General features: G+C 41.4%; 17 protein-coding genes. 13 read left to right on the plus strand and 4 right to left on the minus strand.

Annotation, left to right across the window (positions count from 1 at the left end; all coding sequences use genetic code 11):
* Positions 1-3 precede the first annotated feature (3 nt).
* The 4 genes from IGK85_RS01970 to IGK85_RS01985 all read left to right on the plus strand — a co-directional run bounded on the left by IGK85_RS01970 (position 4) and on the right by IGK85_RS01985 (position 2,159).
* Positions 4-609, plus strand: coding sequence for a metallophosphoesterase (locus IGK85_RS01970; protein WP_005232261.1), 606 nt, complete (start codon positions 4-6; stop codon positions 607-609).
* A 205-nt stretch (positions 610-814) separates the two neighbouring features.
* Positions 815-1,378, plus strand: a complete 564-nt coding sequence (gene amaP / locus IGK85_RS01975) for an alkaline shock response membrane anchor protein AmaP (RefSeq protein WP_005232260.1) — start codon at positions 815-817, stop codon at positions 1,376-1,378.
* An 11-nt stretch (positions 1,379-1,389) separates the two neighbouring features.
* Entirely contained in the window at positions 1,390-1,584 is a 195-nt protein-coding gene (locus IGK85_RS01980) for a DUF2273 domain-containing protein (RefSeq protein WP_005232259.1), read from the plus strand.
* A gap of 56 nt (positions 1,585-1,640) precedes the next feature.
* Positions 1,641-2,159, plus strand: a complete 519-nt coding sequence (locus IGK85_RS01985) for an Asp23/Gls24 family envelope stress response protein (RefSeq protein WP_005232258.1) — start codon at positions 1,641-1,643, stop codon at positions 2,157-2,159.
* Positions 2,160-2,245: 86 nt separating this feature from the next.
* On the opposite strand, the gene IGK85_RS01990 is transcribed toward IGK85_RS01985, so the two are convergent.
* A complete protein-coding gene (locus IGK85_RS01990) occupies positions 2,246-2,959 on the minus strand; it encodes a C39 family peptidase (protein ID WP_008376163.1) in 714 nt (237 codons plus the stop codon).
* Between the two features lie 368 nt (positions 2,960-3,327).
* Between IGK85_RS01990 and mnmA the strand changes: the two genes are divergently transcribed.
* Positions 3,328-4,446 carry a tRNA 2-thiouridine(34) synthase MnmA gene (mnmA, locus tag IGK85_RS01995; RefSeq protein ID WP_026008140.1) on the plus strand — a complete coding sequence of 373 codons (1,119 nt, stop codon included), beginning with the start codon at positions 3,328-3,330 and terminating at the stop codon, positions 4,444-4,446.
* 124 nt (positions 4,447-4,570) lie between these two features.
* Here mnmA and IGK85_RS02000 read toward each other — a convergent pair whose 3' ends face one another.
* Complete coding sequence (locus tag IGK85_RS02000; protein WP_008376159.1) at positions 4,571-5,527, minus strand: 1-phosphofructokinase family hexose kinase; 957 nt, start codon at positions 5,525-5,527, stop codon at positions 4,571-4,573.
* Positions 5,524-6,285 carry a DeoR/GlpR family DNA-binding transcription regulator gene (locus IGK85_RS02005; protein WP_008376158.1) on the minus strand — a complete coding sequence of 254 codons (762 nt, stop codon included), beginning with the start codon at positions 6,283-6,285 and terminating at the stop codon, positions 5,524-5,526. The genes IGK85_RS02000 and IGK85_RS02005 overlap by 4 nt, the downstream gene beginning before the upstream one ends.
* Before the next feature lie 281 nt (positions 6,286-6,566).
* Between IGK85_RS02005 and IGK85_RS02010 the strand changes: the two genes are divergently transcribed.
* From IGK85_RS02010 to IGK85_RS02035, 6 genes are all read left to right on the plus strand, one after another.
* On the plus strand, positions 6,567-7,028 hold the full coding sequence (locus IGK85_RS02010; protein ID WP_008376156.1) for a PTS sugar transporter subunit IIA: 462 nt from the start codon (positions 6,567-6,569) through the stop codon (positions 7,026-7,028).
* A 20-nt stretch (positions 7,029-7,048) separates the two neighbouring features.
* Positions 7,049-7,348, plus strand: a complete 300-nt coding sequence (locus IGK85_RS02015) for a PTS sugar transporter subunit IIB (protein WP_005227245.1) — start codon at positions 7,049-7,051, stop codon at positions 7,346-7,348.
* 36 nt (positions 7,349-7,384) lie between these two features.
* Positions 7,385-8,776 (plus strand): PTS galactitol transporter subunit IIC, encoded by a 1,392-nt coding sequence (locus IGK85_RS02020; RefSeq protein WP_008376155.1) that lies wholly within the window; start codon positions 7,385-7,387, stop codon positions 8,774-8,776.
* 28 nt (positions 8,777-8,804) lie between these two features.
* Positions 8,805-9,056 carry a hypothetical protein gene (locus tag IGK85_RS02025; RefSeq protein WP_008376154.1) on the plus strand — a complete coding sequence of 84 codons (252 nt, stop codon included), beginning with the start codon at positions 8,805-8,807 and terminating at the stop codon, positions 9,054-9,056.
* Between the two features lie 17 nt (positions 9,057-9,073).
* Complete coding sequence (locus tag IGK85_RS02030; RefSeq protein WP_008376153.1) at positions 9,074-9,826, plus strand: class II aldolase/adducin family protein; 753 nt, start codon at positions 9,074-9,076, stop codon at positions 9,824-9,826.
* 214 nt (positions 9,827-10,040) lie between these two features.
* On the plus strand, positions 10,041-10,202 hold the full coding sequence (locus tag IGK85_RS02035) for a hypothetical protein (RefSeq protein ID WP_008376152.1): 162 nt from the start codon (positions 10,041-10,043) through the stop codon (positions 10,200-10,202).
* Between the two features lie 121 nt (positions 10,203-10,323).
* Here the strand turns inward: IGK85_RS02035 and IGK85_RS02040 are convergent, their stop codons facing one another.
* Entirely contained in the window at positions 10,324-11,184 is an 861-nt protein-coding gene (locus tag IGK85_RS02040) for an AAA family ATPase (protein ID WP_008376151.1), read from the minus strand.
* A 311-nt stretch (positions 11,185-11,495) separates the two neighbouring features.
* Here IGK85_RS02040 and IGK85_RS02045 point away from each other — a divergent pair, with 311 nt between their 5' ends.
* Both IGK85_RS02045 and IGK85_RS02050 read left to right on the plus strand, forming a co-directional pair.
* Positions 11,496-11,873: a DUF1033 family protein gene (locus IGK85_RS02045; RefSeq protein ID WP_005227251.1), complete on the plus strand. Its 378-nt coding sequence runs from the start codon at positions 11,496-11,498 to the stop codon at positions 11,871-11,873.
* Positions 11,806-13,878 carry a DNA topoisomerase III gene (locus IGK85_RS02050; RefSeq protein WP_008376150.1) on the plus strand — a complete coding sequence of 691 codons (2,073 nt, stop codon included), beginning with the start codon at positions 11,806-11,808 and terminating at the stop codon, positions 13,876-13,878. Before IGK85_RS02045 ends, IGK85_RS02050 begins: the two co-directional genes overlap by 68 nt.
* The last annotated feature ends 28 nt before the right edge of the window (positions 13,879-13,906 follow it).

The following is a 13,906-nucleotide window of genomic DNA, read 5'->3' on the forward strand; positions in this document are numbered from 1 at the left end:
ACTATGAAATTTTTTACGTCTGATACCCATTATTTTCATGCAGCCTTGCTCGGGGACAATGACTTTGCCCCACGCCCCTTTGAGACAGTGACGCAAATGCATGAAACGATGATCGCCAGCTGGAATGAGGTGGTTGCGGATAAAGATGTCGTTTATCATTTAGGGGATGTCGCGATGCACCCTGCTTATGAAGCAGGTTTTCCAGAAATTGCGGCGCTGTTAGCACAGCTGCAGGGCAAAATCGTTTTTATCAAAGGCAATCATGATACTCGGGCTTTCTTTGCGTACTTGCGCAAGCATGATCCTGGTTGTTTGGGAGCCCAAAAGTATGCGTTTGAAGATGTTGGTGTCTTGCTGAAGTTTGCTCATCAGCAATTTTTACTAACCCATTATCCTATGCTGCTGGGGATCACCAAAAACAGCCGCAATCTGCATGGGCATATCCATCATCACAGTGTACCAATCGCTGAGAATCTCAACGTAGGAGTCGATGCACCGGAATTGGCGTTTCTGCCGCAGCCGCGTCCCTTCGGTCGACCAGTTTCCGAAAATGAACTGGCGGTGCTACATCATGCAAAGCAACAAGAACTTGCCAAGCTAGCTCGTTAACAGATAACAAGAAAAGCAAGCGTCAAGACAACGTCGGACGGCTTGCTTTTTTTGTGATGACTTTGACAGCAAGCTTTGATTAAGGAAATTTTTTTGATAAAAATAAACTTTATATGTAAAAAATAATCGATTCCAAGAGTTATTATTTGATGGATATTTAAGAAATGTGTATGCTTTAAGTAGAAAGCAGTAAAGGAGGTTGCCAATGCGTAAGATTTCTAAAGTGATTTTTATCATCGGATTACTTTTACTCTTACTTGTCTTTTATTTTGGGATCATCGCCAATCAGCAAGCGGCTTCATTGCCTGTTTACTTGATTCCTTTGGATGAATATCCTTGGGTCGGATCTTCCATGAGTATGCTGCTCTTTTGGTTATCTGTTGGCTTTGCTATTTTTACAGTGATCGCACTCTTTGTCGTTTTGTTTTATCCAAAACGCTCAGACCGCTTGATCATTCCCCATAAGACAGGCGATTTAGTGATTCAGAAGAAGGCGTTAGAGCATTTTGTGCTCGAGCGGGTGAAACAAGCAGATTTCATCCATCAGCCATCGGTAAAAATCAAAATCGTCAAGAATAAAGTAGCGGTAAAAATCGATGGAGAAATGAAACAAACAGCAGCCATCCCGCAAAAACAAGAAGCTTTGGTTGGTGAGATCAGCAGCAGTCTGCAGCAGCTTTTCGGTATCGAAAGCAATATCCAAACGGAAGTTGTTTTAAAAGATACGCAAGAAACGCCAGCAGCCCATGACCAACCGCGTGTAGTTTAGGAGGAACAGGTATGAGTGAATGGTTCTACCACTATAAGATCCCGCTTATCTTTGCAGGTTTCGGTTTGATCCTAGCGATCCTGTTTCTAACGATCGGCTTTTTGAAAACCATACTGCTGGTGCTATTTACGGCACTAGGTACGTATCTGGGATTTTATCTCAAAGAAGTCGGATTCTTTGAACAATTTCAAAGACCGCGCCGTTAACTTTGGTAACATTATTAGTTTAATTTATATCAAGATTATAGTAGGAGGAATGTACGATGGAAAACCAAACAAAACCAACAACAGGTGTTAAAGGAGAATTAACTTACGAAGATAAAGTGATTCAAAAAATCGTAGGCATTGCATTAGAATCTGTAGACGGACTCTTAACAGTCGATGGCGGTTTCTTCTCAAATATTGCAGGTAAATTAGTCAACACCGATGATGTGACTTCAGGGATCAACGTTGAAGTTGGGAAAAAACAAGTGGCAGTCGATCTTGATATCGTTGCAGAATATGGCAGCGACATGACCACGATCTACGACCAAATCAAAGAGGTTGTTTCAACACAAGTCAACAAAATGACGAATTTAGAAGTCATCGAAGTAAACGTGAATGTAGCAGATGTCAAAACACGTGAACAATTCGAAAAAGACTCTGAAACAGTTCAAGACAAAGTAAGCAGTGCGGCAGAAACAACTGGCGACTTTGCGTCAAAACAAACACGTAAAGCCAAAGGTGCCTTCAACCGGACAACGACGCGTATTCAAGAAAACAACGAACCACGCGTTCAATAATAGCAAGATAAGCAAAAGACTAGCTGCGGCTAGTCTTTTTTTGTCCCACAAAAGGTGTATTTTTGCAGCTTCAGCCGATCAGAACATCAAAGCCAAAAGCTCCAATAATGGATTCCTTCTGCTTTAAAGACATCGTTAGGATAGCTTTTCTCATAATGGGCTTTTTCGGGGGAATCATTAGGATCGAATACTTGAATCGTTCCTTCTTTGTTCAAAGCCAATACCATGATATGTCCGGATGTCGTAAAGGTTCCTGCTTGAACCGAGACCACAACGGGGATGCCTTGTGTCATTTTCTCATAGGCAGCCTCAAATGAATCCCCTAAATCGGCAAATTGGTAACCAAAAGCTTCGGCAAACTGAGGAAAGATTTGCCAACTTGTTCCTTGTTTGGGAAGATAAAATTGATCGCCAGCCCACTCCAATAGTTTGTCAGGATTCGGCGGAAGATCCGTCCAAAAAGCATCGATCATGGCTAAAGAAGCAATAGCGCACCCGTTTGCCGCAAAGGTGTTTTGCTCTTCTCCATATCCATACGTGTTATTGCCCCAGCGTTGATCGGTTTGTACAATCAACGGCAGTTGCTGCGTGTCTGCCATCGCTTGTTGAATCGCTTGATTGGCTTGGCGAGTGAACTGTTTTGAGACAAGCGCTGTCTGATCAAACGCAGCATCCCTGACCTGATCAATCACGTAATGAATGACAAAAACACCACCGATGAGAAAAAGCAGCAGTGCAAGGCTCTTTTCTTTCTTCCCATCGTTTCTCCTCGTTTTCGATATCCTTGTGTGCGATCGCATGAAATGCCCCTCCTCGTAAAGTAGTATCTAAGAGAAGTATAGTCTTTTTCTAATAAGAGCATTTCTGCATTTCCTGAAGAATTTCATACGATTTTATGACAACCACCATTTGAAAAGTAAGTTGTTACTGTTTGGACAGCTGTCGATGACAGACACAAAAGCAGCGCTTCCTCTATTTGGCTGAGTAGGTGGAATAACGAACAGTTACTTCTCTCCAGATGTCTTTTCTAAAAAAGGAATTTTTAAGAAAAGACAGCAAACAGTGAAGTTTTTTGTGTTTTGTTGTATAATGCAAATTACTGAAAAGTTGCGACCTTCAAATCGTAGATGATTTCAGAATCTATAATTGAAATGATGGTGAAACAATCATGTCTAACGAAAACACCCGGGTGGTGGTTGGAATGAGTGGCGGGGTAGACTCGTCAGTAACAGCACTTTTGCTGAAAGAACAAGGGTATGATGTTGTCGGGATCTTTATGAAAAATTGGGATGATACCGATGAAAACGGTGTTTGTACCGCAACAGAAGACTACAAAGACGTAGCCAAAGTGGCTGCGCAAATCGGGATTCCTTATTATTCAGTGAATTTCGAAAAAGAATATTGGGACCGTGTATTTGAATATTTCCTTGCAGAATACCGTGCCGGACGGACACCTAATCCAGATGTCATGTGTAACAAGGAAATCAAGTTCAAAGCCTTTTTGGATTATGCGATGGATCTTGGTGCCGATTATGTAGCAACCGGCCATTATGCGCAAGTGACCGTTGATGAAAACGGCGTAACTCATATGTTGCGAGGCGTGGATAACAACAAAGATCAAACGTATTTCTTAAGCCAATTGTCACAAGAACAATTGAGCAAAACCATGTTCCCACTAGGCGGCATGGAAAAATCAGAAGTACGAGCGATCGCTGAACGGGCAGGTCTAGCAACAGCCAAGAAAAAAGATTCCACGGGTGTCTGCTTTATCGGAGAAAAGAATTTCAAACAATTTTTGAGTAATTACTTGCCAGCGAAAAAAGGCAATATGGTTACATTAGATGGCGAAGTCAAAGGACAACACGATGGCTTGATGTACTACACCATCGGACAACGTCAAGGCTTAGGCATTGGCGGCGGCGGTGCCACTCAAGAACCATGGTTTGTCGTAGGAAAAGACTTAGCAACCAACACTTTGTATGTGGGGCAAGGATTCCATCACCCCGCATTGTATGCAGATCGCTTGGAAGCAAGCCAAATCCACTTTACTACAGAACAAGACCGCGGAACGGAATTTTCATGCACAGCAAAATTCCGCTACCGTCAACAAGATGTACCAGTAACGGTGCGTCTATTAGATGGAGATCGGGCAGAAGTGATTTTTGACGAACCAGTACGCGCCATCACTCCTGGACAAGCAGTCGTTTTTTATGACGGGATGGAATGCTTGGGCGGCGGTTTGATCGATGCAGCCTACAAAGAAGCCAAAGAATTACAATATGTTTAACCACTAACAAAATCAGCCCTAGCTAAGAACACTGAACCAATCAGTTGCACTTAGCTAGGGCTTTTTTTCTTTGTACCAACGAATGTTTTGCGTAATCAAGAGAACCAAAAAAATAGGTAGCCGTTTATTCTTTGATCTTGAAAAGGTGGATCTTTTCGCTAAATGCAGCGACTTGTGCAGGATCGATCGTACCGTTTGTTTTCGAAAGCGCATTAGACATGCCACAAGCCATAGAATAGGTCAATGCTTGTTCCATTGGATACTGTTTATTCATTGCAACAGCCATACCACCAACGGTTGAATCGCCACAGCCAGTCGTATTAACGATGGCGATTTTAGGGATCTCGATCTTAAAAAAAGTCGACTGGTGTTTAACGATTGCCCCATCGCCGCCTTGAGAAACCATGACGGTGTCGATCCCTTCGAAAAGAGTGCTCTCTAAGACAGAGAAAATGTCTTGCGATGAATGCAATTTTTGACCCATTAGTTCTTCTAATTCCTGTTGATTTGGTTTAATAAAATTCGGACGAGCATTCGTTTGAGTCAAACAATTTTTTAGTTGTTCCCCAGCTATATCCATGAGGATCGGGACTTGTTCACCTAATGATTGACGGATGAATTGAAGCAACTGATCGTGAAAGTGTCCATTATCAGAATTTACTGATCCAGAAATACAGACGACCGTGATGGGGTGTTGTTTAATTATTGCTGCAAGGTGTTGGTAAAAAAGTTGTTCGTTTTCCTCCGACAGATAAAGTCCTTTTTCTACTAGCTCAGTATGAGTGTTACCGTCATGCATGATCGTGATCGCATTGCGAGAATTGCCGTCGATGGTGAGGAAATCCAATACATAACGTTCTTCAGCTAGTAAAGAATCAAGGATCGTTTTGCCTACAGGTCCACCTAAAATACCTGTCAATAAAACGGCTTCCCCAGATTGTGCGATGACTCTGCCAGCATTGATGCCTTTTCCTCCAATTGATGTATGTGGGTTATCTACCCGATTTACTTGATCCAATTTTAGCGAAGGAACAAGATAGTTGTAGTCCATGGAAGGGTTCATTGTGATGGTTAAAATCATTTTTGTTCCTCCTTGAGGATCTCTGTAAAGGAACGATAATAGTCAAAAGTAGTCTCAGAAAGTTTATCATCAGTGATCAAATAGTCGATATCTGAAAGCGAGTAGAAGGTATAAACGTCAGAGCGATTAAACTTGGAACTATCTGCAACGATGCATTTTTTGCGGGAATGTTTGAATGCGACTCGTTGAATCGAACCTTCAACAAGATTTGCAGTGGTGATATTATTTTCAAAGATCCCATTTGTAGCAGCAAAAGCGATATCGATATTTAAATTTTCAAAACTCTTCTCTGCTGTTTCCCCATAAAATTCTTCCGTCGTGCGGGAAAATTCTCCACCGGTCAATAAGACACGATAGTCTGTGTTGTAAATCAAATAATTAAAAGCAAGTAAACTATTTGTGATCACGAATAAGTTTGCTTTTTTTAGTTCAGGTAAAGCGTGGAGCATCGTAGTTCCCGCACCGATATAGATAGTATCGTTGTCTGATATGATACTGTTCATTACTTTTCCGATGAATTTCTTTTCGGCAACGTTCGTATCGATTTTTTCTTGAGTAGAAAGCTCGTGTTCGATTTTTTCGAGTTTTTGGGCGCCACCATAGATTTTTACCAATAAAGATTGATTCGCTAACTCTGTAATATCTCTACGAATGGTCATATCGGAAACGTCTAATGTTTTGGCTATTTCTGCAATGGATAAGTAATCGTGCTGATTCACTAGCGCTAGAATTTTTTCTTGCCGTTCTTTCTTTAACATAGTTTCACCTCTGGTTGATTAACGATTTTTTTAAGTTTCTTTTTTATCGATGTTCTTTATACATTAATTAATAGCATTTACTTTTGGAAAAAGCAAGGGAAAATGTTCATCTTTGTTAAAGTTTGATAGTTTCGTGTATTGGTGAAAGGAATCAGTTTGAAAAAAATACCAAAAGAAAGCGTTGACAAGAAAAATTAACTATTGTATATTTACATTGTAAAACATATTGTAACAAACTTTAACAATATTTATCATTTGAGTTGAACAAGGAGGAAGAATAGGTGGGCTATACGAGCATGTTTGATGAAAGGCTAATTTTTCTCGATGTGGAAGGAGAGGAGTTGAAAGAACTATTTGAAGAAATAGCAAAACGATTACAGCAACAAGGTTTTGTGAATGAACAGTATGTAGAAGGATTACTAGCAAGAGAACAAGCTTTTCCAACTGGACTGATTACACAGTATTTGAATATTGGCTTGCCTCATTCAGAACCAGCGTATGTCGAAAAGCCTTTTATTGCGATCGTGCGTCTGAAAAACGAGGTGAAGATGAAGCAAATGGGCGACAGTCAAGAAATGCAGGTCAAGGATCTCTTTTTTCTAGGAATCAAAGAACCAAAAGAGCAAGTCGGCTTACTGCAATCGTTAATGGCATTATTTATGGATGAAGGATTTGTAAAGGCATTCATTGAAACACAAGAAGTGCAGGCAATTTATCAGCTAGTTACACAGTATACAAAATAAAATTTTTGGAGGAATTTAAGATGAAAAGAAGATTGATCGTAGCATGTGGAAGTGGGGTTGCAACAAGTCAAACGATCGCAAGTAAAATTGCTGGAATGCTTGAAGATGACGGAATCGATTTCCCCGTTGAAGCAGTTGATTACAAGTCGATCCAAAATGAATTGCCGTCGACAGGAATTTATGTGTATGTTGCTCAGCCAGATGATGAAGTATTGGAAAAAGCCGCTGAGCTAGGTGTACACGTTTTTGCTGGGATTCCGTTTCTTACCGGTATGGGTATGGATACGATTTATGAAGAAATCAAAGAATTGATTGGCTAGTACAAAACATCCTATCAAAAGAAAGAAGTGAAAAAAATGCAAGTATTTCAAGACATTATCAATTATATCTTAGGTTTAGGTTCCGCTATTTTTGTGCCGCTAATCATTTTAATCCTAGGCTTGGTTGCAGGGATGAAATTCAAAAAAGCCTTTATGTCTGCAATCACGTTAGGTATTGCTTTTACTGGGATGTCTATGGTCATTGGCTTTATGTCAAATGCAGTTAGTCCAGCTTCCGAAGCATTGGCAAAAAACACTGGCTTGAACTTGCCTGCGCTAGATTTAGGGTGGACAGGAGCGGCAAGTATCACCTGGTCATGGTCCTATGCATTTGTTTTCTTTGCCGTCGTTCTTGGCGTGAATTTTGTCATGTTGATTTTGAACTGGACCAAGACGTTGAATGTCGATATGTGGAATGTATGGGGCAAAGCGCTGACTGCCTATCTGGTCTACTTTATCAGTGGAAGTTTACTTGCTGGGTTTATCACCGCCATCGTACAGGTTATCTTGGAACTTAAAATGGGGGATATGTTCCAACGCCACATTGAGGATTTGACTGGTATTCCTTTAGTAACAGTGACCCACTTGATGAATATTTCAGCAGTGCTTTTATTACCGATCAATGTGATTATGGATAAAATTCCTTTCTTTAATCGACGGGCCGATACCAAAGCCTTAAAAAAGAAAATCGGTATCTTCTCTGAAAATTCGGTGATGGGCTTTCTCATTGGTTTGGGCTTGGGATTAGCTGCAGCTTATGGCGTGTCAGGCTCATTGAACTTAGCTATTCAAATCGCGACTGCAATGGCTTTGTTCCCAATGATCTCAAAAATGTTTATGCAGTCTCTTTCACCACTGGCTGATGCAATGTCGGAAATGATGAAAAAACGCTTTAAAGATCGGGAAGTTTACATTGGGTTAGATTGGCCCGTATTAGCTGGTCGCTCTGAGATTTGGGTCACTGCTATCTTGTTGGTACCTGTCTTTATTGGCTATGCTATCATCTTGCCGGGAAATGCTGTGTTGCCTTTAGCAGGAATCATTAACTATTCGATCGCAGTAGGTGGATTATTGCTCACCGGCGGAAACTTGGTTCGTATGCTGATCATGGGGGTTATTTCGATGCCAATCTATCTATATGCAGCTACGTATTTGACGCCGATCCTAACGGGCTTAGCAGATCGAACCGGCGCAGTAGAAGGAATACAAAAAGGGCAGCAAATCACTTGGTCTTCGATCGAAGGACCGGAATTTCGAATTTTATTTGCAGAAGCGTTTAAAGGAAATATCTTGGGTATCGTCGGTTCCGTTGTGTTTATCGCAATGTTTGTCTGGTTGTATAAATATATGAATAAGGTAAAGGTACCAAGTCAAAGATATGAAGAACAAGGGACCCCATCGACGCAAGTACGTGCGACGAATGGCTAATATTTTCAAAAAGGAAAGGACGACAGGAATGGGAAAGAGCGAAAAAATAAAATGGCAATTGCTTCTTTTTCTAGCAATTGGCTGCTATCTCTTAGCTTTGGTGACACAACAGTACCTATTTAATGTCGTAGCGATTGGTCTAGCAGTCTGTGTATACAAATATGGCAGTCCAGTACTTTTTAAAGAATACGATGAACGAAAAAAGAAAAAAGAGGAAGAAGCAGCTAAAGTAAGGGAAGCTGTACAAACAATCTTACGCAACAAAACGTTTGAAAAATAAAAAAGGTGGTCTTGAATATGTCAGATGGACGGATGATTTTTGAAAGAGAACGGGAAGATTTAGCACGAATCGTAAAATTGATTTTTACCCGGAAGAATACAAATGTTGCAGGCGGTAATTTTTCTTTTAAAACAACCGATGAAACTGGAAAAGAATACATTATTATGACACCAACTATGATGTCAGAAGCCTATTTAGGAGAGGTCTCACCAGCCCAGATTTTAGTCGTTGAGCCTCATACGAGAACAGTGATTGATGGGGTTGGTCAGCTGACACGAGAAATCAACTTACACGAAGCGGTTTATGATACGAATCCAGCGATAAAAGCAGTCTTACATGCCCATTCTCCTCACTCGATGTTTTGGGCAACCGCCGGATTGGATATGCCTAACTTAACAGAAGCGACCCAAAAAATTGGCTATATTCCTGTACTAGACTTTGAACCTAATTGCTCACCAGAATTAGCAGAATTAGTTTCTGATTACATGAAAAAAGAACAACTCGCCTTACCGAATATGTTGCTCCTCAACAGTCATGGGGTACTGATCAGTGCGCCAGGAGCATCTGGCATCGAAGCAATCCATAAAGCTTTGCAAATACTAGATACCACGGAATGGAATGCGGAAATTGCCTATAAGCAAACGATTTTTCAATCTTTAGGCTTGTTAGATGGTTTTTACTCCAAAGGGAGACAAGTAGGAACACTTGAAGACTTGAAAAAACATGCACCGATTTATAATAAAGAAGAAATTTTTGCTGGTGGTGATTAGCCAGCAAGTAATCATCTTTTTCGATTGATAAAAATCCAAGAACATTCGTTTACGAGTTCTTGGATTTTATTTTTTTAGTCAAATTATGCTATAATTTAGTCAGAAAATGAATGTTTTTGATGCATTGGCATTTTTAAAAGAAAGGGGGAGGTGCATGAATCGTACAAGAGCCAACCTCATGAAATGAGGGGAGGTTAGTGCCGTAGGGTTGGTAATGCTTCATCAGAATCAGGTCATTTCAAGCCAAATCAACCAACTTGCCTTAGCCGTACTATTTGGTTTAGCCGGGTATTTGCTTGTTTTTAAAAAGTTCTACTTTTTGTCCGCTCAGATTGCGGAGCATTCCGATCAGTATAACCAAGCAGAAGTCAAGTGAGGCAAAATTGCGGGAGTTGTCGCCTTCTATATTGCTCTGATCAATTTGATTTTGGTCTTTGTGTGAGTGTAGCGGAAAAAAATGCCAAAAGAAATCTTTGACGGAAAATGGTTTGCTTTGGTCATGATCGATCATCAAATTCGGCTTGATGTGCTTGAAAAAAGCGGTAATACTGCTGGACATTAGCTAACTGCGTCCACTTCCGAACATCGACAGGTGTTTGATCCAAATCATAGATTTTGGCTTCCTTTAAAGATAAAACGAAAGGACTATGGGTAGCAATAATGAATTGGCACTGTTCATAGCGGACAAAATCTTCCAGTAACTGCACTAGTTCCAGCTGACGAGCAGCAGAAAGGGAATTTTCTGGTTCATCTAATAAGTAAAGACTGTTGGGACGAATTTTTTCTTGAAAGAAGCGAAAGGCACTTTCACCATTGGAATATTCTCGGACGTTGTCGATCAAGTGCTTGCGAGTGAATTTGGACTGTGTGTTGGATCGTGCGAGATTGATTTTCTTCAATTCATGGTAATCGTCAAAACCTGTGAAACGAAAGTCCGCATGCTTTGCTTGGTAGTATTCTTGGAACACTTCTTCTCGGCGATGATCGATCCCTTGATTTAAGTTTCGGATATCAAGCATGAAGTCAAAGACGTCATCGCTGGTCAATAGCACTTTTTCTTGCGGTTCGTCGTTGCTACGAACAGAACAGTAGGATAGATAGTCCTCGAAAAAATTCGACCGATTATACGCAGCAAAGCGCTGAGCGTGGATCTTTTCGGCAATCACGTTCAATGCAGTGGTTTTGCCAGAACCATTACCGCCATATAAAATCGTGATTGGTTCAAAATCGATCTGCTGAAAACGGCGGGCACTGAGAATCTGAAAAGGGTAGTAAGAATCATAGACAGTCCGTTGGATAGAAAGGAAAAAATCAAACTCGGTTTCTTGATCGGGAAAAGTGATTTGTTCGAGATACATGGGGCACCTCCAGGCAGTTTCATGGTTGCCATTATTGTAGCATATCCATCACAGATAAATTTTTTTTGCGAGGTTAAAATAAATCTTGTTTGATATTTTTTTAATCTTTTCCTGTTATATTCACAACAGGAAACTTCTGTGCTAGACTATAAGGGCATAGAAATGATGTAATCTTAAGCAACCGATAAAACGTACAAAAAAACGAAGGTTTAATGAATTCTTTAAGCGATGTTTAAATGCTGAAACTTATTCCTTGCAAGTTTAAGTAAAAGTGACTAATATGGGGAAGGAATCGTGAAAGGAGCAATGGAATGTATCAAGTAGTAGTCATGTATGGGGACAATGAACCGTGGTGGTTTTTTGAGGGATGGCAGTCAGATATTCAAGAGGCGTTCACATTTGCAACTTTCAGCGAGGCGCAGTCATTTTATGAACAAAAATGGCAAGAAATCAGAGAAGAGTATTCGTACATAAATGCAAAATCAAACTTTATGACGGCTTTTTGGAATGAAGAAGACGAACGCTGGTGCGAAGAATGCGACGATTACCTCCAACAATATATTGGACTGGCATTGCTCAAAGAATATCAGCAAGTCGTCGACGAAAGCAGGAAAGATTTTTATGAAACAACTAATTCTAGCGGAAAAGCCAAGCGTTGCCAAAGACCTCAGCAAAGTTTTGGGCTGTGAGCAAAAACATAAAAATTATTACGAAGGACCCAAGGCGATCGTTACTTGGGCCCTTGGTCATTTATTGGGCTTGAAAATGCCTGAAGATCTAAATAAAGACTGGGCATCATGGCAGATGGAAACATTACCGATGATCCCTAAGTCCATCGGGATCAAGCCGTTGCCAAAAACCGGTCATCAACTAAAAGCCATCAAACAATTGGCTCAAAGAAAAGATGTCGGGGAAGTCGTGATCGCCACCGATGCGGGAAGAGAAGGGGAGCTAGTCGCTCGCTGGATTTTGGAGTGGGTTCGTTTTGACAAACCAGTCAAACGTTTGTGGATTTCTTCGCAAACCCCTAAAGCCATCAAAGAAGGCTTTGCAAAATTGCAGTCAGCCAAGCACTACGACAATCTTTACTACTCCGCCCTTGCGCGGGCAAAAGCCGACTGGCTGGTAGGATTGAATGTCACGCGGGCATTGACGGTCAAATATCAAGACAATCTTAGTGCGGGTCGGGTCCAAACCCCTACCTTAGCTTTGGTGCGCAGTCAGGAAATGCAGATCGAGAGTTTCCGTCCGCAAACCTATCATGTGATTACCCTAAACGTAGGCGATGCCAAGGCCCGCCTGCAACAAAAAAATCCTTATCAACTAAAAGAACGCAGTGACGCCGAAGCATTGGTCAAACAAATGAGTCAACAAAATGGTCGCGTGACAGCGATCGAAGAAAAGGTCAAAACAGAAAGTGCACCACTGCCCTACGATTTGACCGAGATCCAACGAGAAGCCAATCAGCGTTATGGGTTTTCAGCCAAGAAGACCTTGTCGCTTGTTCAAAGCTTGTATGAAACCCACAAGATCGTCACTTATCCAAGGACGGATTCCAAGTATTTGACCAATGATATGAAGGCAACCATGAAGGAACGCCTGCAGGCAGTTGCGGATTTTGCCCCAGAAGTCAAAGGATACTTGAAAAACGGCGGACAAGTGGTGCAGCAAGCTGTCTTCAATGATAAAAAAGTCACGGATCACCATGCCCTGCTGCCAACGGAACAGCGGGCACGTTATGAAAAATTAACTACCGATGAACAACGGATCTATCAAATGATCGTTAGTCGTTTCTTAATGCTCTTTGCGAAACCTCATAAAAAACAGCAACAGAAAGTGACAGTGACCTTTGGTTCTGAGACCTTTGTGTTCAACCGCAATACCGTGTTAGAAGCGGGATGGAAAACGACTTCTGAAGAAGAAACCATTGACATAGCTTGGCAAAAAGGCAGTACCATCAAGCCTGAGTTCACCATCCAAAAAGAGTTGACCACACCACCGAAACCGTTGAATGAAGGAACTCTTTTAGGCAAAATGGAAAAACACAGTCTTGGTACGCCGGCAACCCGTGCGGAGATCATTGAAAAGCTGATCAAATCTGAGCTGATGGAGCGGACCCCAAGCGGCTTGCAAGTATCGCCAAAAGGCAAGCAGTTGTTAGTCTTAGTCAATCCTTCCTTGGTGACACCAGAGTTGACGGAAAAATGGGAGAAGGAACTGGAAGCCATCGCGAAAGGCACCTACTCTGCCCAAACCTTCCTCGCGCAAATCGAAGCAGACACTAAACAATTGGTTAAAGAAATCAAGCAAAGTGAGAGCAAGTACCAAGATTTCTCATTGACCCAAAAACGGTGTCCAGAATGCGGCGAACCATTGCGGGAGAAAAATACCCGTGATGGCAAGATCTATGTTTGTTCCAGTGGCACCTGCAAGTACCGTCGTCGGAAAGACCCGAAAGTTTCAAACCGACGTTGCCCGCAATGTCACCGAAAGATGGAGATCATTGAGGGCAAAAATGGCGCCTATTTCCGTTGTAAATTCGATGGGACCACCGAAAAAATGGCGGATAAAAAAGAGCGCAGCAAAAAGCTGTCGAAACACGAAGAACGCCGCTTGATGAATAAAATCAATCAAGAAGAACCGCAAGAAAGCCCATTAGCAGCTGCTTTAAAAGCTGCGATGGAGAAGAAATAACTGAATGAGGTAGAAAATAAAAAAGAGT

It is taken from the genome of Enterococcus sp. AZ015 (assembly GCF_050499225.1).
Taxonomy (GTDB): Bacteria; Bacillota; Bacilli; order Lactobacillales; family Enterococcaceae; genus Enterococcus_D; species Enterococcus_D entomosocium.